The 19,826-nt window shown below is 63.1% G+C and carries 15 protein-coding genes and 2 pseudogenes; 12 read left to right on the forward strand and 5 right to left on the reverse strand.

Annotated features, from left to right (window positions below; translation table 11 throughout):
* The first annotated feature begins 22 nt into the window (after window positions 1–22).
* Together AU175_RS00815 and AU175_RS00820 are read left to right on the forward strand one after the other, a co-directional pair.
* Window positions 23–1,531 carry an NAD-dependent succinate-semialdehyde dehydrogenase gene (locus tag AU175_RS00815; RefSeq protein ID WP_066285153.1) on the forward strand — a complete coding sequence of 503 codons (1,509 nt, stop codon included), beginning with the start codon at window positions 23–25 and terminating at the stop codon, window positions 1,529–1,531.
* 151 nt (window positions 1,532–1,682) lie between these two features.
* Complete coding sequence (locus AU175_RS00820) at window positions 1,683–3,092, forward strand: aldehyde dehydrogenase family protein (RefSeq protein ID WP_066285155.1); 1,410 nt, start codon at window positions 1,683–1,685, stop codon at window positions 3,090–3,092.
* Between the two features lie 344 nt (window positions 3,093–3,436).
* Here AU175_RS00820 and AU175_RS00825 read toward each other — a convergent pair whose 3' ends face one another.
* Both AU175_RS00825 and AU175_RS00830 read right to left on the reverse strand, forming a co-directional pair.
* Window positions 3,437–3,910, reverse strand: coding sequence for a hypothetical protein (locus AU175_RS00825; RefSeq protein WP_231938408.1), 474 nt, complete (start codon window positions 3,908–3,910; stop codon window positions 3,437–3,439).
* Window positions 3,894–5,840, reverse strand: coding sequence for a primary-amine oxidase (locus AU175_RS00830; RefSeq protein WP_066285156.1), 1,947 nt, complete (start codon window positions 5,838–5,840; stop codon window positions 3,894–3,896). The genes AU175_RS00825 and AU175_RS00830 overlap by 17 nt, the downstream gene beginning before the upstream one ends.
* A gap of 121 nt (window positions 5,841–5,961) precedes the next feature.
* On the opposite strand from AU175_RS00830, the pseudogene AU175_RS00835 reads away from it, so the two are divergent.
* The 3 genes and pseudogenes from AU175_RS00835 to AU175_RS00845 all read left to right on the forward strand — a co-directional run bounded on the left by AU175_RS00835 (window position 5,962) and on the right by AU175_RS00845 (window position 9,759).
* A pseudogene (locus tag AU175_RS00835) lies at window positions 5,962–6,566 on the forward strand (TetR/AcrR family transcriptional regulator).
* A gap of 290 nt (window positions 6,567–6,856) precedes the next feature.
* On the forward strand, window positions 6,857–8,347 hold the full coding sequence (locus tag AU175_RS00840) for an APC family permease (RefSeq protein ID WP_331711947.1): 1,491 nt from the start codon (window positions 6,857–6,859) through the stop codon (window positions 8,345–8,347).
* 2 nt (window positions 8,348–8,349) lie between these two features.
* A complete protein-coding gene (locus tag AU175_RS00845; protein ID WP_066285159.1) occupies window positions 8,350–9,759 on the forward strand; it encodes an aldehyde dehydrogenase family protein in 1,410 nt (469 codons plus the stop codon).
* 237 nt (window positions 9,760–9,996) lie between these two features.
* On the opposite strand, the gene AU175_RS00850 is transcribed toward AU175_RS00845, so the two are convergent.
* Window positions 9,997–10,602: a TetR/AcrR family transcriptional regulator gene (locus AU175_RS00850; RefSeq protein WP_066285160.1), complete on the reverse strand. Its 606-nt coding sequence runs from the start codon at window positions 10,600–10,602 to the stop codon at window positions 9,997–9,999.
* A 139-nt stretch (window positions 10,603–10,741) separates the two neighbouring features.
* On the opposite strand from AU175_RS00850, the gene AU175_RS00855 reads away from it, so the two are divergent.
* From AU175_RS00855 to AU175_RS00870, 4 genes are read left to right on the forward strand one after another with little or no spacing between them, the layout of a single operon-like run.
* Window positions 10,742–12,226 (forward strand): APC family permease, encoded by a 1,485-nt coding sequence (locus AU175_RS00855; protein WP_082978934.1) that lies wholly within the window; start codon window positions 10,742–10,744, stop codon window positions 12,224–12,226.
* An 18-nt stretch (window positions 12,227–12,244) separates the two neighbouring features.
* On the forward strand, window positions 12,245–12,577 hold the full coding sequence (locus AU175_RS00860; RefSeq protein WP_066285162.1) for a cupin domain-containing protein: 333 nt from the start codon (window positions 12,245–12,247) through the stop codon (window positions 12,575–12,577).
* A gap of 17 nt (window positions 12,578–12,594) precedes the next feature.
* Entirely contained in the window at window positions 12,595–13,941 is a 1,347-nt protein-coding gene (locus tag AU175_RS00865; RefSeq protein ID WP_066285165.1) for a flavin monoamine oxidase family protein, read from the forward strand.
* 34 nt (window positions 13,942–13,975) lie between these two features.
* Complete coding sequence (locus tag AU175_RS00870; RefSeq protein ID WP_066285168.1) at window positions 13,976–15,406, forward strand: aldehyde dehydrogenase family protein; 1,431 nt, start codon at window positions 13,976–13,978, stop codon at window positions 15,404–15,406.
* Between the two features lie 158 nt (window positions 15,407–15,564).
* On the opposite strand, the gene AU175_RS22515 is transcribed toward AU175_RS00870, so the two are convergent.
* Together AU175_RS22515 and AU175_RS22520 are read right to left on the reverse strand one after the other, a co-directional pair.
* On the reverse strand, window positions 15,565–15,789 hold the full coding sequence (locus AU175_RS22515; protein ID WP_269449467.1) for an SDR family NAD(P)-dependent oxidoreductase: 225 nt from the start codon (window positions 15,787–15,789) through the stop codon (window positions 15,565–15,567).
* Window positions 15,790–15,892: 103 nt separating this feature from the next.
* A pseudogene (locus AU175_RS22520) lies at window positions 15,893–16,084 on the reverse strand (SDR family NAD(P)-dependent oxidoreductase); the annotation flags it as partial.
* Between the two features lie 1,073 nt (window positions 16,085–17,157).
* Between AU175_RS22520 and AU175_RS00885 the strand changes: the two are divergent.
* The 3 genes from AU175_RS00885 to AU175_RS00895 all read left to right on the forward strand — a co-directional run bounded on the left by AU175_RS00885 (window position 17,158) and on the right by AU175_RS00895 (window position 19,802).
* Complete coding sequence (locus AU175_RS00885; protein ID WP_066285173.1) at window positions 17,158–18,156, forward strand: NADP-dependent oxidoreductase; 999 nt, start codon at window positions 17,158–17,160, stop codon at window positions 18,154–18,156.
* A 45-nt stretch (window positions 18,157–18,201) separates the two neighbouring features.
* Window positions 18,202–19,068 carry an alpha/beta fold hydrolase gene (locus AU175_RS00890; protein WP_066285175.1) on the forward strand — a complete coding sequence of 289 codons (867 nt, stop codon included), beginning with the start codon at window positions 18,202–18,204 and terminating at the stop codon, window positions 19,066–19,068.
* Window positions 19,069–19,199: 131 nt separating this feature from the next.
* Window positions 19,200–19,802: a TetR/AcrR family transcriptional regulator gene (locus AU175_RS00895; protein WP_066285177.1), complete on the forward strand. Its 603-nt coding sequence runs from the start codon at window positions 19,200–19,202 to the stop codon at window positions 19,800–19,802.
* Window positions 19,803–19,826: the final 24 nt, after the last annotated feature.

The following is a 19,826-nucleotide window of genomic DNA, read 5'->3' on the forward strand; positions in this document are numbered from 1 at the left end:
CATTCTTTTTAGGACTTCTCTTATGACTGCTATATCTGCTGTGACCACCTCTTCCGCCTCCCCCCAGCGTGAAGCGGCGCTGCTTGCGTCCGTGCCTACCGGCCTGCTGATCGGCGGGCAGTGGCGCGAAGCGTCCGACGGCGGCACATTCGACGTTCATGACCCCGCCACCGGGAAGGTGATCGCCACCCTCGCCTCAGCCACCAGCGAAGACGCCGTCGCGGCGCTCGACGCCGCCGACGCCGTGCAGGCCTCCTGGGCCAGGACCGCCCCGCGTGTGCGGGCGGAGATCCTGCGCCGGGCGTTTGACCTGGTGACCGAACGGGCCGAGGACTTTGCCCTGCTGATGACCCTGGAGATGGGCAAACCCCTCGCCGAAGCCCGCGGCGAAGTCGCCTACGGCGCGGAGTTCCTGCGCTGGTTCTCCGAAGAAACCGCCCGGGACTACGGCCGCTACCTCACCTCCCCTGAGGGAAAGAACAAGATCCTGGTCCAGCACAAGCCCGTGGGCCCGTGCCTGCTCATCACGCCGTGGAACTTCCCGCTGGCGATGGCCACCCGCAAGGTAGCGCCAGCAGTGGCGGCCGGCTGCACCATGGTCCTCAAACCCGCGAAGCTGACTCCCCTGACTTCGCAGCTGTTTGCGCAGACCATGCTGGAGGCCGGGCTGCCCGCCGGAGTCCTGAACGTCGTCTCCTCCTCCAGCGCGTCCGGGATCTCCGGACCGCTGCTGAAGGACTCCCGGCTGCGGAAGGTCTCCTTCACCGGCTCCACCCCGGTCGGCAAACGCCTCATGGCCGACGCGGCGCAGAACGTGCTGCGGACCTCGATGGAGCTCGGCGGCAACGCACCCTTCATCGTGTTCGAGGACGCCGACCTCGATGCCGCCGTCGAAGGTGCCATGGCCGCCAAAATGCGGAACATGGGCGAAGCCTGCACCGCCGCCAACCGCTTCCTTGTCCACGAATCCGTGGCACAGGAGTTCACCCAAAAGTTCGCCAGCGCCATGGCCGCCCTGACCACTGGCCGCGGCACCGACCCCGCCACCCAGGTAGGGCCGTTGATCGATGGCGGTGCCCGCGAGGACGTGCACGCCCTGGTGAGCGCCGCCGTCGCCGCCGGAGCAGTTGCCGTGACCGGCGGCAAACCGGTGGATGGGCCCGGCTACTTCTACCAGCCGACGGTGCTCGGCAATGTGCCAAACGGTGCCGAGATCCTGGGCCAGGAAATCTTCGGACCCGTCGCCCCGGTCACGACGTTCGCTACCGAGGCTGACGCCATCCGCCTCGCCAATGCCAGCGAATACGGCCTCGCGTCCTACATCTACAGCCGCGACTTCAACCGGCTCTTGCGGATGGCCGAACAGATCGAATTCGGCCTGGTCGGCTTCAACGCCGGCGTCATCTCCAACGCCGCCGCCCCCTTCGGCGGGGTCAAGCAATCAGGCCTCGGCCGCGAAGGCGGAACCGAAGGCATCGCCGAATACACCACCACCCAATACATCGGCATCGCCGACCCCTACGCCCGCTGACCTAATCACCTCGATCATCCGGGGTCTTGTCGTTCTCCCTCCTGCGACAAGAGGCCTTCGCAAGGCAAGCAACTCGCAGTCAACGAAACTGCGGATAATCCGTCCAGCCATTCCGGCTGCACTCAAACGACTACTCGAAGTGGAGTATCTCTTGGAATCTTATGATGCGCTTCTCGCGTCCATCACCCCGTCGTTCGGCCCCACGAAAACCATCCTTAACCCGGCAACGGGCGAGACGGTGGGCGAAGCTCCCCTTCATGATCTCGAATACCTGGAGAACGCTGTTGCCGCTGCTGTCGCGGCCCAGCCGGCATGGGCTGCGTTGGGACACGAAGGCCGCTCCGCTGCGCTTCTGAAGGCAGCCGACGCCGTCGAACGCTCCGCCGAAGAGCTCGCGCAGCTGCTCTCCCGCGAGCAGGGCAAACCGCTGAACGGGCCCAACGCCCGCTTCGAAGTCGGGGCCTGCGCTGCTTGGCTCCGCGCAGCCGCCACCATCCCGCTGGAGGCGGAAACCATCGTGGATGACGGCCAGACCCGCGCCGAACTGCATTACAAGCCCATCGGCGTCGTCGGGGCCATCGGTCCGTGGAACTGGCCGATGATGATCACCGTCTGGCAGATTGCACCCGCCCTCCGCATGGGCAACGCGGCTGTGGTCAAACCCTCCGGCAACACCCCGCTGAGCGTCCTGGCCCTGATCAAGGTGATCAACGAAGAACTGCCCGAAGGTCTGCTGTCAGTGGTCTCGTGCGGCCGCGAGGTCGGCGCCCGACTGACCAACCACCCGGCCATCGGCAAGATCATGTTCACCGGCTCCACTGCTGCGGGCAAGGCCATCATCAAGTCCTCCGCCGACACGGTCAAGCGGCTCACCCTGGAGCTCGGCGGGAACGACGCCGGTATCGTCCTTCCCGACGCCGACCCGAAAGCAATTGCCGAGGATCTGTTCTGGGGCGCCTTCATCAATACCGGCCAAACCTGCGCCGCCCTCAAACGCCTCTACGTCCACGAAGACATTTACGACGCCGTTTGCGGGGAACTCACGGCCGTGGCTGCCGCGATGCCCATGGGCAACGGCCTGGACGAGAACAACGTCCTGGGCCCCCTGCAGAACAAGTCCCAGTACGACATCGTGGCCAACCTCGTGCAGGCAGCGAAGGACTCCGGCGCCCGCATCCTTCTCGGCGGAAACCCCGACACCAGCCAGCCCGGCTACTTCTACCCCACTACCCTGGTCGCGGACATCGACAACGACAACCCGCTCGTGGCCGAAGAACAGTTCGGCCCCGCACTGCCCATCATCAAGTACAGCAGCGTCGATGACGCCGTGGAAATGGCCAACGCCCTCGACGTCGGACTCGGCGCCTCGGTCTGGTCCTCGGACCTCCCCGCCGCCCGTGAGGTGGCAACACGGATTCAGGCCGGTTCTGTGTGGATCAACAAACACGGCGTAGTAGATCCACGCATCCCGTTCGGCGGAGCGAAGCAGTCCGGTTACGGCCTCGAGTTCGGCGTTGAAGGCCTCAAGGCTCTCGGCATTCCGCAAGTCATCAACGGCTGAAGCTTCCTGTAGCTCAGGGGTACTGGACGCAACGGCGTGCAGTACCCCTGATTTGTCTAGGTGGCCGGTCCATCAGCCCCGGGCATAGGTATGGCTGAATCTACCGTCTTGGCCTTGGCCATGTCCCCACAGGACACCTTGAGGGCCACCGCGGAGGCTACTCCTGGCGCTCGCGTCTTCCACGCGCCTCCTATCCCTGATGCGCACCGTCTAGAGTCCGCCCCGGCGGTGCCCAGTGCAAACGGAAACCCGCCAAGCGTTCCGAACGGCCCCCTTGACTGGAAAAGTCCTGATGCGCCGGAGGCGTTTTCCGGTGTCTCCGCACTCGTGTTCCTTAGCCGGCTTCAAGCTGACGTGCGTGTGTCATAACTTCGCAGCCGGGCAATCAGAGTGGCGGCCAGCAGCCCGGTCGTCAGTTCCAGCGCGATGACGAGCAGCAACTGCGTGCTGCCGGAGGTCACCGCCATGGCTGCTGGCGGGACCCCGCGGTGGGCGTGCCCGGCACCTCCTGCTCCCAGCAGTAAAGCGGCATGCAGGGCAACCATGGCGAGGGCCGACAGAGTCACCTGATGGAGAGCGCCCACCCGGCTGTGTTGCCAGATATGCACGCTGCAAGGGACGCAGACGGCGGCAAGCGCGAACATGAGGACGCTCAGCCACGCGCCGTGCTGACCGAAGACTGCCAACCACAGGTGCACCGCGCAGGAGACCGAGGTGATAACCGCGCAGAGCCTGGGGTGCAGGACGGGACCGGTGGCGCGGTCCCGTCCTGCAGTAGCCAGTTTCCACGTCGGTGGCGAGCTAGTGGCAGGAGCCACCGGTGGTTCCCTCGCTATGGCAGGCGGAGGCCTGCATGTTCGGGTTGGCCGGAACGTCCAGGACCGGGCTGCGGTCGAAGAAGCCCTCAGGCCGCAGCTTGAAGCCCACGGTGTCCACCGGCATGATGGGCCAGTCCTCCACCCGGGGAAAGTGGGTCAGGCCGAAGGTGTGCCAGACCACGATGTCCTGGCCATCGATGTCGCGGTCCTGGGCAACATATGCCGGCAAACCTGCACCGCCGGAATGCTGGTTGACGAAGTCGCCCGTGGGGTAGCGCTCCTCGTCGCCCGAGTAGCGCGTGACCCAGACATCCTTGGTGGCGAAGGCGGCGCGCCGTGCAATGGATGAGTCCGGGTCGGCCAGCAGGGTGGGCTGGTTTTGGGCGTGGAGCTTGTAGCCGACGGGCTCGCCGAGGCGGTTGCGGGATTCGGGGTTGGAGATGATCCAGGTCCGGCCTGCCCGGGCGTCGCCCTCGCGGACGGCCTCGGATTCGCGGGTGAGCACTGTGCGCTTGCGGGAGAAGGCGTTGCCGCGCTCGTTCCCTTCGCCCATGGGCTGGCGGACGACGTCTTCTTCCTCGACACGGTTGGTGAAGCCGTCGATTGCCATGTCCAGGCGGGCGCTGAACAGGTGCTGGTGGTAGGGGGCGCCTAAACCGGGGGCGAGCTGGGAGATGTTGTCCGAGCCGCCTTCGGGGAAGGCAGAGGTGAAGACGACGCCGGTGGCCTTGGCTTCGAATTCGATGGTGCCGTCCAGGTAGAGGTACCAGTAGAAGCCGTAGTCGTAGTTGCCGATGGTGGTGAAGAAGGAGATCACCAGGCGGCGGTTGCGGCGGGTGTAGTTGATGCCGGTCCAGAGGTCGGAGTGCTTGGCCAGGATGCCCCAGTCCTCCTCGTGCATGCAGATGCCGTTGCGGATCTCCCGGGGGTTGCCGAAAGGGTCCGAGATGACCGGGCTCAGGTAGGTGATCTCGCCCAGGCAGTCGCAGCCGAGTTCCAGGGAGTTGGCGTACTGGCCCACCAGGTATTCGCCGGTGTCGAAGTAGTTCTGCCAGGACCGGACGGGCGAGGGGTCCCCGTACGGGACCACCATCTCGGCGATGGAGGCACGGTTGATGATGGGCCGCAGCCGGTCCCCGTCCCGGAAGGCGAGGTTGTGCAGGACAACCCCTTCGCGGACATCAAACCCGACGTCCACGCTCCACTTCTCCCACTCCACGTGATTGCCGCCGGTGACAGTGAAGCTTGGCCCCTCCGGCTGGGTAATGCTGATGGGCTTCTGTGTGGTCCGCAACGGTCCGGTCAGTTCCGGATCGGTGTAGTTGCCGTGCTCGGCCGGGATCGGCATGGGACCGAGGTCCAGCACCTGGGTGACTTCCTTGTTGACCACGTCCACATAGGCCACGAGTCCATCCACCGGATGCGCCCAGGCGCTGTCCTCCGGAAATTCCTGGACGAATGCCAGGCCACGCAGGATGCGGCGCCCCTTTTCTTCGGCGTACTCGAATACGCCAGCCGAAAGCGGCGCAACGCGGACCTTGTTGACGTCCAGGTCCCGTGCCGCCAGCGCGGCCAGCCAGCGCTGATCGCCTGCCAGCAGGGTCTCCACGACCTCGAACTCCTCTTCGAGCACCGGCAGTTCGCCGGTGCGGGCAGTGTCCAAAATGGTGGCTGACTCCACTGCCTGCTTGGTGAGTGAGACGACGACGTCGTGCGGAGCGCCGCCGGAAATATCGTGGATGAAGATGCGGAAGCGCCGGTCGGCTTCGTGCGGAGCGGTCCCGCGGGGAGGTTCCAGGAGGCCCAGATAGGCGATGCGGTGATGGGGTTCGAGGTGGCCGGCTGCCCGGAGGATGGTTTGGACCTGTGTGATTTCGCCGCCAGTTGTGAGGCGGTACTGGGTGCTTGCGTCTGCATGTGCGAGTGTCATCGTCGACCTTCCTCAAGACCGTTTCCGGCCGGAATTTTGTTTTTCTCTAGTTGTAGATAATAAACGTAAGGTTAGATTACTCACAAGACCTAAAAACAAGCTGATTCCTGGAAGGGGAGCCATGCCGAAGATTGTTGACCACGATGAGCGGCGCTTGGAGCTGCTGGATGCCACATGGCGGATCATCGCGCGCAGCGGCCTTGAGGGTGCCACCATGCGGGAAATAGCGATGGAGGCGGGCTTCGCCAACGGAGCACTGAAACCCTACTTTCCAACGAAGGAGACGCTCCTGGAATTCGCGTTCGGTCACGTCTTCAACCGCACCAACCAGCGAATTTCCGACGTGACCGCCGGCAAGTCCGGCGTCGCCGCCCTGCGGGCGTTGTGCCTTGAGATTCTCCCTTTAGACGAGGAGCGTGTTAACGAAGCGCGGATTGTTATTGCCTTCTGGCAGAAGGCAGTCAACGACCCTCGAAAGGCGCTGATTCACCATGACTCCATGACCGAATGGCTCGGCGCCATCCGGCGGTGCTTGAGCGAGGCAAGGCAAGCCGGCGACGTCAGCACCACCGTCGACGACGCCATCCTCGCCGTCCAGTTGCTGAACATGCTTCTCGGCGCACAGATTGAGGCCGCCCTGACACCTGCCGGCAACAGCGAATCTCAACACATCCCCAGCTGGAGGGCTATCTCGCCCTGCTGCGCCCGCACGCCTGCGACGCATAATCCAGCTCACATGCCAGGTTTTTTCGACGCATGTGGAAAAAAGATGACAGATGGGTGTTCCCGGGTTTAGCCTGAGGTGGATGTGTTGCGCGACACAGGTTGGTTGGTAGGCCACTGAGAAACCCAGGGCCGGGAATAGCAAGCCGATTCCTTTCATACCTGTAGTTGCCCGCGCTTGATGCGTGCAGAACGCGTTAGGTCCCACCCCGTTCGCAGGGCCACCTCCCCTGCTCTTCTTTTTGGAGCTTTACTTGCAACCTAAAATTTCGTCACCGCTGACGGCCGATGCGTTGCCCACCCTCGACCGCCAGACCATAGGTGTTCCGGGGCTGATCTTCATGATCGTCGCTGCTTCGGCGCCCCTTACAGTTATCGCAGGCGGCGTTCCCAGTAACTTTGCTGTAACTGGGAACGTGGGTGTGCCCCTTTCGTTTCTCCTCCTCGGAGGAGTGCTTGCCTTGTTTACGGTGGGCTACGCGGCCATGAGTGCCCACATTCGTAACGCAGGCGCGTTCTACGCCTATATAGCGCAAGGACTCGGGCGCGCGGTCGGTGTGGGAGCGTCATGGATTGCCCTTGTCTCCTACAACGCGATGCAGGTAGGTATATACGGGCTTTTCGGGTTTGCCACCGCATCCTTCGTCGCCAGCAAGACCGGCGTAGACCTACCTTGGTGGGCGGCAGCGCTGATTGGGTTTCTCATTGTCGGGTGGCTGGGAATAAACAAAGTTGATCTGTCAGTGAAGGTCATTGCCGTGCTTGTGGGGCTTGAATTCCTGGCCGTGGTGATTTTCGATGCACTCGCCTTTTCGGTAGCACCTGTGGGTGTCACCGGAGCTGGCCTGGATCCATCCAACCTGTTGGTTCCCGGACTGGGAGCAGTCCTGGCATTCAGCATCGCCGCGTTCATGGGATTCGAGTCGGCAGCCATTTACAGCGAAGAAGTCAAGGACCCCAAACGCGCTATCGGGCGGGCGACCTACGTGGCAGTCGGCCTTGTCGCCAGCTTTTACGCAGTGTCATCATGGGCCATGACTGTGGCGACCGGCCCGACCCAGATCGTAGCCAGTGCACAGGAAGCAGGGCCTGACCTCATTTTTATCTTTTTGGCAGAGCACGCCGGCCCGGTAATCACCGACATCACCCAGCTGCTGTTCATAACCAGTCTTCTTGCTGCCCTGATTGCCTTCCATAATGCTGTTGCCCGTTATTCCTTTTCCTTGGGGCGGGAGAGCGTTTTGCCCCAGTGGCTGGCCGGGGTGAATCCCCGGACCCATGCCCCCGTGGCCGGCTCCCTCGCACAGTCCGTCTTCGCCCTGGTTGTTCTGGTCTGTTTCGCTCTTGCGGGGTCAGGCTCTGACCTGGGTCCGCTCTTCCCCGTCCTGACCCTCTTCACCTGGCTCACCAACGCAGGGGCGGTGGGACTCGTGCTTCTGCTCGTGATGACTTCCGTCGCCGTGATCGGGTACTTCCGCCGTCACGTCCGGCAGCACACTGCATGGACACGAGCAGTGGCGCCGGCACTGTCGGCAGTCCTCCTTGGAGCAGTTTTCGCCGTAATCCTGGCCAACTTTGACGTTCTGATCGGCGCCGAAGGTGATTCTGCTCTGTCCTGGATTTTGCCAGCGCTGATACTTATGCCGGGCCTTGCCGGCCTGGGCTGGGGCCTGTACCTTAAGGCCCGCCGGCCTGGCCTGTACTCGGGCATCGGGTTCGGCGGCACACAGGACCCCGCCGGTGCGAAATATTCTCCGGGCAACCAACTACCTGATGTGGAGTGATCATGGAAAGCTACGATGCACTGTTGGCCGCGGTTAGCGGCGGCACTGGTGAGACCAGGACGATGCTCGATCCTGCGACCGGTGGTGTTGTCGGTGAGGCGCCCGTTCATAGTGTTGCGGACCTGGACCGCGCTGTCGCTGCCGCTCTCGCGGCGCAGCCGGCGTGGGCGGGGCTGGGGCATGAGGGCCGGTCCGCTGCTCTGTTGCGGGCGGCAGATGCCGTGGAACGTTCCGCTGAGGACCTCGCGCGGTTGCTTTCCCGTGAGCAGGGCAAACCGCTGAACGGGCCCAACGCCCGCTTCGAAGTGGGTTCCTGTGTGGCCTGGCTCCGCGCAGCCGCCACCATCCCGCTGGAGGCCGAAACCATCGTGGATGACGGCCAGACCCGTGCCGAGCTGCATTACAGGCCTATTGGTGTTGTGGGCGCCATTGGCCCGTGGAACTGGCCGATGATGATCACCGTCTGGCAGATCGCCCCCGCCCTGCGGATGGGTAACTCCGTGGTGGTCAAACCTTCCGAATACACTCCACTGAGCGTGCTGGCCCTGGCAAAGGTCATCAACGAGGAACTGCCTGAAGGTCTCCTGAGCGTCATCTCCGGCGGCCGTGACGTCGGCGAACGGCTGGCCGGGCACCCCGCGGTCGGGAAGATCATGTTCACCGGCTCCACCGCCACGGGCAAGGCGATCATCAAATCCTCCGCTGACACGGTCAAGCGGCTGACCCTGGAACTGGGCGGCAACGACGCCGGCATCGTCTTGCCCGACGCCGACCCCAAGGCCATCGCCCAGGATCTGTTCTGGGGTGCGTTCATCAACTCCGGCCAGACCTGCGCGGCCCTCAAACGCCTCTACGTCCACGAAGACATCTACGACGCCGTCTGTGAAGAACTCGGTGCGGTCGCGGCAGCTGCGCCGATGGGCAACGGCCTGGACGAGACCAGCGTGCTGGGCCCGCTGCAGAACAAGCAGCAGTTCGACATCGTCAACCGCCTCGTTGACTCAGCCAAACACTCCGGAGCGCGCATCCTGACGGGAGGCAACCCTCCGCAGGAACAGCCCGGCTACTTCTACCCCACCACCCTGGTCGCGGACATCGACAACGACAACCCCCTCGTCGCCGAAGAACAGTTCGGCCCCGCACTGCCCATCATCAAATACAGCACCGTCAATGAAGCAGTCGCCATGGCCAACGGACTCGATGTAGGACTCGGAGCCTCCGTCTGGTCATCCGACCCCGCAGCAGCCCGGAAAGTCGCAGCCCGGATCCAGGCCGGCACCGTCTGGATCAACAAACACGGAGCCGTGGACCCACGGATTCCCTTCGGCGGAGCCAAACAATCCGGCTACGGCCTCGAATTCGGCGTCGAAGGCCTCAAAGCCCTCGGCACCCCACAAATCATCAACGGCTAAGCCGACCCCTCCCGAAGCCCGTCAGAGAGCTCAAGCGACGCCGCAACTCCTAGACCAGAAGGACCTCCCCTCGTCCAGAACACGGGGAGGTCCTTTCCGGCTCTAAAGGCAGCACTAGGAGGATTACTGGCACGCGTTCAACACGAACTATTCGTGCCTATGAGCAACACCGTCGGGCCGGCGGCCTAACGCGTGGCGAACACGGCCTCGTGTGTAGCCGGAATAGCAGCAGCTATATCAACTGGCTCCACCGATTTCCTGCAACGGACGTGCAGTAGAGCCGGCGAGACTGGCTTCCAGCAGGGTGCCTATACGCTCGATAGCGGGCTGGACGACGATGCCCTCGGCCACGGTGAGTTGTTGGAATACGAGACCATCGAGTGCTGCAAAGACGGCACGGGCCAACGGCTTTGTATCGGCATGTCCGTGGCGTGCCAGTGCGAGCTCGAGTCCCTCGATGTAGCCCTCATAAAGGGCTACAGCCTCGGCCCGCAGGTCCGGCCGGCGCCGCGATTCAAGGACAAACTCGTATTGAAATATCTGAAGGTGCGGCTCGCTGGTCACTAGCTCCACGAGAGCACCTGCGAAACTGCCATCAATGGTTTCAGCGGCAGACAGGTCGCTAAGCCTGATCGCGCGGGCTGTTGCCCAGGCGACTGCTTCATGCAGCAGCGCATCCTTGGTGCCGAAATGGTGGCTGATCAGGGTGTTGTTGACCCCCGCCACTTCCGCAACGGCCCGCAAGGTCAAGCCGTGGAGTCCGCGCTCCGCTACCACCTGCACTGTCGCCGCCAGCAGTGCCTCACGGCCTTTTCCGTACTCATTGGTTCTCGTCGCAGCCACAAATCGAGTGTAGCCCGTACGGCCTCCCCTTGACAGACGCAACTAAGCAATTGCATAGTTGCTACATCATGTGGTGCAGCACACGCCCTTCGCTCCACAAGTCCCATCCCCGTTAGTCCAGTCTTTGGAAGGCTATGCAATGGCGCATTCGCTCGATGAACCCACCGCTCCGGCCCTGCACCGGACGCTCCGTTGGCAGGATGCCTTCGCCCTGGCGATGGCAGTGTCCGGCGGGTTGTTTGTCTCCTTTGGTTTCACCATGGCAGCGATCGGGGCCCTCTCTGCTTTGTTCATATGGGCTCTGGCCGCAGGCATCGGCTGGGCCCAAAACCACCTCTTTGCAGAAATGGCCTCGATGTTCCCCGACAAGCCCGGCGGCGTCCCTGTCTACGCCCACGAGGCATGGAAGGAACGTTTTGCCCCTGCCGGCGCCCTGGCCACCTTCGGCTACTGGTTCGGCTGGTCGGCAGTTATTTCGATTGTCAGCCTCACCGCCGGGGCCATCATCGAAGCCCGCTGGCTCCCCGAATCGGCATGGTCGCTCAACCTCGGTATCGCACAGCTTGGCACTGCACAGATCATCGGCATTGCCTTGATATTGGCGCTGATGGTACCCAACCTCTTTGGCGCACAGCCGGCCGCGTGGGTCAATAAGGTATTCGGTGCGTTGCTTCTGATCCCGCTTTTCACCTTTGTCATCGCCCCGCTCATCAGCGGGCAGTGGGACATCTCCAACCTCACCTGGGGCCTTGGGCAGCCGGGGGCGGACCACTGGGGCGGCTGGCAGGACGCCATCGTCTGGCTCTACCTTGTCGGTTGGACGGCTTATGGCACTGAAATGTGCGCGGCATTCACGCCCGAGTACCGCAGCAACAAAGATGCCCGGCGTGCCCTCTCAACTTCGGGCGGCTACACCTTCCTGATGTTTGCCCTGGTACCGCTGGGGGTCGGCGGGCTGATGACACAGGCTGATGCCGCGGCTGACCCTACAGCCGTCTTCGTCTCCGGCTTCGCTTCCGTTCTTCCCGCAGGGTTTGCCGGTGACGCCGCGCTCCTGATCACCATCGGCGCCCTGCTGATGGGCGTGAACGCCTCCATGGCCGACGGATCGCGGGCACTTTATGGTGCAGCCATCGACGGACTCGTACCCCGCCAGTTCGAGAAACTCAATCGACACCAGGTGCCCGCACGAGCCATCCTTGCCGCCGTCATGATGAATGTCCTGCTGATGATCTTCGTATCAAACCCCATCTCCATCCTTGTCGCAGCGAACATGGGCTACCTGCTCGCCATCCTTCTCGCCGTCTCAGGCTTCCTGCTCCTGCGCAGGGACCGGCCTGACGCACCAAGGACCTTCAAGCTCGGCGCCTGGGCTGTGCCCCTTGCCGTGGTGCTGACCATCTATGGCGCTGCCATTCTGGTCATCGGGGCCCTCTCCTCCGAACTGTCCGGATACGGCGGACCGGTGGAACTGGCAATCGGTGCGGGCATCCTCCTGCTATCCCTCCTCCTCTACCTCATCAGGCGCCGGTTCCAGGACCGGCTACCGCTCCTTAGGGAACCACGTTCGCTGGCCACCACGGCGAACACCGTCGCCCCGACCCCACCTGTCAACACCAAGTAACAAGTAAAGGAATAACCAATGACACAGGTCTTTTTTGCACAGCACGATGACTCCGCCTTCGAGCCCTTCGAGCTCGGCCACGTGCAGTGGCTTCGCCGCCCGGGAGATAACGGTAACGAGAAGCTGTCCGCAGGCATCTGGAAAGTCACCCCTGAGGAGGCCCCGGAACCCTTCGACCTGCCAATTCATCAGGACGAGACCATCTTCATCTCCTCGGGCCGCATCCGCATTGAGGTCAAGGACGGCGAAACCCACGAACTTACAGCCGGCTGCATGGCTTCCCTGTCCGAAGGGGCCATGACCCGGTGGACCGTGCTCGAACCCACCATCGAATATTTCGTCTACAGCTAATAGGGAACGAACACACTATGGAAACTTCTGACGTCCTGATCGTCGGCGCAGGATTCGCCGGCCTCACCGCAGCCCGCGAACTCTCCCGCCGCGGCCACAAGACCTTATTGCTGGAGGCAAGGGACCGTATCGCAGGCCGCACCTTCCTCGAAGAACGCATGGGACGCAACCTGGAACTGGGCGGCACCTGGGTGCATTGGACCCAGCCATACGTGTGGGCAGAGATGGGCCGGTACGGCATCAAGCCCGTACCGGGACCGGAATTCACCAAGGCCTACTGGAATGTGAACGGACACCGTCATGAAGGGCACGCCAACGAGGTACTGGAGCTGCTCGACGCGCCGAACAAGGCTCTGCTGGCCGACGCACGGCGATACTTCCCCCTGCCCTGGGCACCCCTGACCAACCCGGACGTCGCCGACATCGACGGCATCACCCTTTCCGACGCCATCGATCGGCTGGAACTGCAGGAAAACCAGCACGAGCTGCTCCGATCCTTTTGGGCCCTGAACTTCAACGGCAAACTCGACCAAGCGGCCTACACCCAGGCACTGCGGTGGTGTGCTGTCGCGACCGGGTCATGGCAAACCATGTTCGAAGCCTGCGCCAGCTTCAAGATCGACGGCGGCACCAGCAAGCTGGCCGAAGCCATCCTCGCCGATTCCACCGCCGACGTGCACCTCAACGAAGCGGTTGTTTCAATCACGCAGGACGACGATGGAGTCACCGCCCGCACGGCCAGCGGCCAGGAATACAAAGCACGGGAACTCATTCTCGCGCTGCCCCTTTCTGTGCTGAACGACATTGACTTCCATCCCCCGCTCTCCCCCACCAAACGCGAAGCCGCCGCGCGCGGCCAGACCGGGCGGGGTGCGAAGCTCTGGGTGAAGGTACAGGGACAGCAGGAGAGATTCGTCGCGTTCGGCGCCGAAGACGCCCCGCTGAATTTCGCGCAGGCGGAATACATTGACGACGACAGCACCACCCTCGTGTGCTTCGGTCCCGATGCAGGTGCCGTCCCCGTCGACGACATCGGAGCCACCCAGCGTATCCTCGACACCCTGGTTCCCGGACTAAAGGTCCTCGACGTGGCAGGACACAACTGGGTAGAGGATCAGCATTCACGCTCAACCTGGCCCATGCACTACACCGGCTACCTCACCACTTCCCTTCCCGAACTGCAGCGGCCCGAAGGACGAATCCGACTCGCCGGCTCCGACTTCGCCAACGGCTGGGGCGGGTTCATCGACGGGGCCATCGAAAGCGGACTCGACGCCGCCCGGGCGGTCGGCGAACAGTTGACTGCCCCGGCGACCGCCAACACCATCACCAACCCCGCGCGGCAACCAGTACCGGCCCTCTAAAACCAACACTGCCACCTGACCTGAAGGACATTCCATGACCACTGAAGTTGCCGCTCCATCGGGCTACGACGCTTTTCTGGCCGCGATCACTCCCACGTCCGGTCTTATGAAGACCATCTTGGACCCTGCGACCGGTGGTGTTGTCGGTGAGGCGCCTGTTCATAGTGTTGCGGACCTGGAGCACGCTGTGGCTGCCGCTGTCGCGGCGCAGCCGGCGTGGGCGGGGCTGGGGCATGAGGGCCGGTCCGCTGCTCTGTTGCGGGCGGCAGATGCCGTGGAACGTTCCGCTGAGGACCTCGCGCGGTTGCTTTCCCGTGAGCAGGGCAAACCGCTGAACGGGCCCAACGCCCGCTTCGAAGTGGGTTCCTGTGTGGCCTGGCTCCGCGCAGCCGCCACCATCCCGCTGGAGGCCGAAACCATCGTGGATGACGGCCAGACCCGTGCCGAGCTGCATTACAGGCCTATTGGTGTTGTGGGCGCCATTGGCCCGTGGAACTGGCCGATGATGATCACCGTCTGGCAGATCGCCCCCGCCCTGCGGATGGGTAACTCCGTGGTGGTCAAACCTTCCGAATACACTCCACTGAGCGTGCTGGCCCTGGCAAAGGTCATCAACGAGGAACTGCCTGAAGGTCTCCTGAGCGTCATCTCCGGCGGCCGTGACGTCGGCGAACGGCTGGCCGGGCACCCCGCGGTCGGGAAGATCATGTTCACCGGCTCCACCGCCACGGGCAAGGCGATCATCAAATCCTCCGCTGACACGGTCAAGCGGCTGACCCTGGAACTGGGCGGCAACGACGCCGGCATCGTCTTGCCCGACGCCGACCCCAAGGCCATCGCCCAGGATCTGTTCTGGGGTGCGTTCATCAACTCCGGCCAGACCTGCGCGGCCCTCAAACGCCTCTACGTCCACGAAGACATCTACGACGCCGTCTGTGAAGAACTCGGTGCGGTCGCGGCAGCTGCGCCGATGGGCAACGGCCTGGACGAGACCAGCGTGCTGGGCCCGCTGCAGAACAAGCAGCAGTTCGACATCGTCAACCGCCTCGTTGACTCAGCCAAACACTCCGGAGCGCGCATCCTGACGGGAGGCAACCCTCCGCAGGAACAGCCCGGCTACTTCTACCCCACCACCCTGGTCGCGGACATCGACAACGACAACCCCCTCGTCGCCGAAGAACAGTTCGGCCCCGCACTGCCCATCATCAAATACAGCACCGTCAATGAAGCAGTCGCCATGGCCAACGGACTCGATGTAGGACTCGGAGCCTCCGTCTGGTCATCCGACCCCGCAGCAGCCCGGAAAGTCGCAGCCCGGATCCAGGCCGGCACCGTCTGGATCAACAAACACGGAGCCGTGGACCCACGGATTCCCTTCGGCGGAGCCAAACAATCCGGCTACGGCCTCGAATTCGGCGTCGAAGGCCTCAAAGCCCTCGGCGTACCCCAAATCATCAACGGCTAAGCCGACCCCTCCCGAAGCCCGTCACAGAGCTCAAGCGACACCGCAACTCCTAGACCAGAAGGGGAATCGGCGCGTTGGCAGTTGCGCGGCCCGCTTGGCACGGTTGGCGGCCGCGTCGGGGCCTGAGTCCTTTGCGAACTGTACCCACATGGGAGTGTTCACCGGGCCAGGTGCGATCGCGTTGACAGAAATTCCGTTGGGTCCGAGCAATTCAGCCAATGTAGTACGGCGAGCTTGCTCGCGTTGTAGGTCAAGGAGTTGAGTCGGGCTTCTTTGGCTGCGACTGAGGACAGGACCACGATGGCGCCTGCTGTACCGGACCCAAGCATTGATTTGGCCGTCTCCCGTACCAGCGAGAACGTCGCGGATGCGTTGATCCGCATGATGGAGTCGTACTCTCAGGTCATTGTCTCCATTAGGCAGGGGGTGGTGCCAAGCACCCCCGCCGCATGGATGAGGACATCGATGCGGCCGTATTTGGATGTCCTGGATGGTAGCTGCGCATTGTTGTTCTGAGGTGATATCGAGGGGGTAGAAGGCGTCCAGGGCCTGTCCCTCTTTGGGGGAACGATCAACTCCGATGATGATGGCGCCCGCGGTTGTGAGTGCCTCGATGGCTGCGTTGCCGATTCCACCCCTTGATCCGGTTACCAGAACCACCTGGTCTTTTTGGCTCATATGTTCTTGCCACTCGCGCCGTGCCTGGCCGCCGGCTCCCCCGCAGCTAATGCGTGAGCTGCTTGCTTCATTTTCATCGTCCTTACGTGAGCTTGTTCGGTCCGGTGCATTCCGCTGTCAGGTCTTGATTATGCTCATGGGGCCACCACTTCGTTGGCGTCAGAAGCTGCAGCCGCCAGCAGGGCGTCCGCTATTGCTGTGACGTGGAGTGCAGGGGCGAATCCGCCCGCAGGGGCTTCGCCCCTGCAGAATTTGATTGCAGCCTCTGCCTGGCGAAAGAAGAGGTCGGAGGGATCAAACTTCTCGCGTCTTGACCACCATCTGGCAGTCCGTTTACCCGACCATCCAGGCCGAGCTGTTCCCGGCATCCGTCCGCGTATCCGGCATTGGCTTCGCGCACCAGATCGTCATCGCCGTCTTCGGCGGGACCGAACCGCTCATCGCCGCCGCGTTCATCGGCGCTGGACAACCCATGTACGTCGCGGTCTACATGATCGCCATTGTCGCCCTCTGCCTCATCGTCTACCTGACTGACCCTGCCGGAGTCCGGCAGCAGCGGCGAGCGTGTAACGGTTGCTCCGACCGACCCAGAGGTCCTGGAGGGCGAACACCTTGTCGCCGCACCTGCGTCAGCCAGAGTCAAGGTGAACGATTCAGGATGCTAGGCGTCCTCCTTCTCAAGGGAGCACCCCACATAACTGGAAGAAAAGAACCAGGTCTCGAACGCCCGGCTGGAGTATCCAGCCGGGCGTTTACTCATCGGATGGCTTTCTTCGCTTCTCAGACAGTCCGCTCGGCCAGCCCAATGCCAATGCACCGCGCAAATAGCTCTCCTACTTTGAGGTCCGCTACGGCAAAGAAGCTGCGCCTCGCCCGGCCGTTCCTGCTTGGCGCCCTCCAGCAGGGTTCCTCTTGACAAATAGATGAGCATAGTCATAATTGATTGTAGTCATAGTTTGGCCGGGCCAATCCAAGGAAGGCCGGTGCCAATCACGTGCCGCCGCAGGGGCGCCCCCGGTCGCTGCACCAACGGCACCAACTGTTAAACACCACCCCAGAAGGAGAATCACGGCATGCGAGCGTTCGTAGTCACCAAGTACAGGGAGCCGCTGCGCGAGGCGGACGTCCCCGAGCCAACAGTCGGGGACCGCGATGTACTCGTGCAGGTGCAGGCGGCGGGACTCAACCCGCTGGACGAAAAGATCCGGCTGGGCGAGTTCAAGCAGATCCTGCCCTACGAACTCCAGCTGATCCTCGGCAACGACGTCGCCGGCAAAGTGCTCCAGGTCGGGTCAAAGGTGCGCGGGTTTAAGCCCGGCGATGAGGTCTACGGCCGCCCCGACAAGGACCGCATCGGCACCTTCGCCGAGCGCATCGCCGTCGCCGAGGAAGACCTTGCACTGAAGCCGGCATCGGCCAGCATGGAGGAAGCGGGCTCGCTGCCGCTGGTGGCGCTGACCGCATGGCAGGCCCTTGTCGAGCAGGGCAACGTGCTGCCCGGGCACAAGGTCCTCATTCACGCCGGCGCCGGCGGGGTCGGCTCGATCGCTATCCAGCTCGCCAAGCACCTCGGCGCGACCGTTGCAACCACCGCCAGCCGCTCGAACGCCGGCTTCGTGCGCGACCTCGGAGCCGACATCGTGATCGACTACCGCACCCAGGACTTTGAGCAGCTCCTGAACGGATACGACCTCGTGCTCGACAGCCTCGGCGGGGAGAACCTCGAAAAGTCACTGCGCATCCTCAAGCCCGGTGGCAAGGCTATTGGGATCTCCGGCCCGCCGGATCCGGCTTTCGCTCGCAAAGCCGGGCTGAATCCTGCGATCCGCCTGGCAGTCACTCTACTTAGCAGCAAAATTCGGCGGCAGGCCAGGAAACTCGGCGTCAGCTATGAATTCCTCTTCATGCGCGCCAGCGGGGACCAACTGCGCCAAATCAGCACCCTGGTCGACGACGGCGTGCTGCGCCCCGCCGTCGGGAAGGTCTTCAGCTTCGACCAGACCCCAGAGGCGCTGGAATCCCTGGCCGCGGGCGGCATCCGCGGGAAAGCAGTGGTCGCCCTGACCCGCTGAACCGCCACTCTTTCCACCTCACAAACCTCAGGAGAACAAACCGCCATGGACAGCACCGGCACCCCGCACGAGTCCCTCGTTACCTCATATGCCAAAGCACCTACTAAAGCCCTCACCACCGGTGACACCACCTACGCATACCGCGAGCTGGGACCCAAGGGCGGCATCCCCGTCGTCTTCTTCGTGCACCTCGCCGCCACATTGGATAACTGGGATCCCCGCATCATCGACCCCATTGCTGAAAACCGCCACGTCATCACCTTCGACCAGCCAGGCGTCGGCGCCTCCACCGGGCAGGTTCCCCATAGCGTCGAGGCAATGGCCGACGACGCCTACACCTTCATCAAGGCCCTCGGGTTTGAAAGAATCGACGTTTTCTCCTTCTCCCTGGGCGGCATGATCGCCCAGGACCTGGCCCTCAAACATCCCGACCTTGTCGGCAAGCTCGTGCTCACCGGGACTGGCCCGCGGGGAGGAAAGGGCATCGACAAGGTCGTCGGCACCACCTACTGGGACATCATCCGCGCAACCCTGACAAGGTCCGACCCCAAGGAGTTCCTCTTCTTCAACCGCAACGCCACCGGCAAACCAGCAGCGAAAGCGTTCATCAAGCGACTCCAGGAGCGCACCGTCAACCGTGACGAGCCGATCAGCACCCGTGCATTCCAAACGCAGCTGAAGGCAATCCAAGCGTTCGGCCGCTCCGCCCCGTCGGACCTGTCCACGCTCAGGCACCCCACTCTCATCGCCAACGGCGACAACGACCGCATGGTGCCATCCCGCCTCTCAACGGACTTGCACCGGCGCATCAAGGGGTCTGAACTGATCATCTACCCCGACTCGGGCCACGGCGGCATCTTCCAGCACCACGACAAGTTCGCCCCGGCCGCTGTCGAATTCCTCGCCAACTGAACGTTCAGAACTTCCAGAAACACGGTCAAGCCTTCCCACTGCGAGAAGTAGACAGGTTGGGGTGCCGCGGATCTCCGCGGTCGTTATAGTCATAGCTGAGTCCAGTCAGTTTACGTTCCGGAGGAATCTTCATGCCCGTGCCACCCCAGCCGCTCGGACGACGCGAGCGGAATAAGCAGGAGAAGCTGGACCGCATCACTGCCGCGGCCAGTGAGCTGTTCGCCGAACATGGGGTCGAGGATGTCACAACTCAGCAAATCGCCGACAAGGCCGATATCGGCACCGGAACCCTGTTCCTTTACGCAAAGACCAAGGGAGAACTCCTCCTGCTCGTGCAGAACGCGCACTACGCGAAAGCGCTGGAGCAGGGCCGGGCTAATGCTGAAACCATCCTGGATGCACTGGATGCAGTGATGGCCCTCGTGCGGCCGATCGTGGAGTGCAACCGCGTCCAGGTCGACAATGGGCGCACCTACCTGCGCGAGATGGTCTTCGGGGACCCGACGGAGCCCCACCACAGTGAAGCCCTGTCCATCGTCGCGCAGACCGAGGAGGCTATCGCCGCCGTCCTGGGCCGGAATGAACTTCTCAATGCCGATGATGCCGCAACAACCGCACGCATCGCTTCGGCCATCATGTTCGTCAGCATGGCAGTGAGTGCGGATCCCGCTCTTCGGGTCGACGACGTTGTCCAGGACATCAGGACCCAAATCCGCCTGCTCCTGCCCCGCTGACGCAAGAACTTTCACCTATCGCCG

The sequence above is a fragment of the Arthrobacter sp. B6 genome (assembly GCF_001663775.1).
GTDB lineage: Bacteria > Actinomycetota > Actinomycetes > Actinomycetales > Micrococcaceae > Arthrobacter.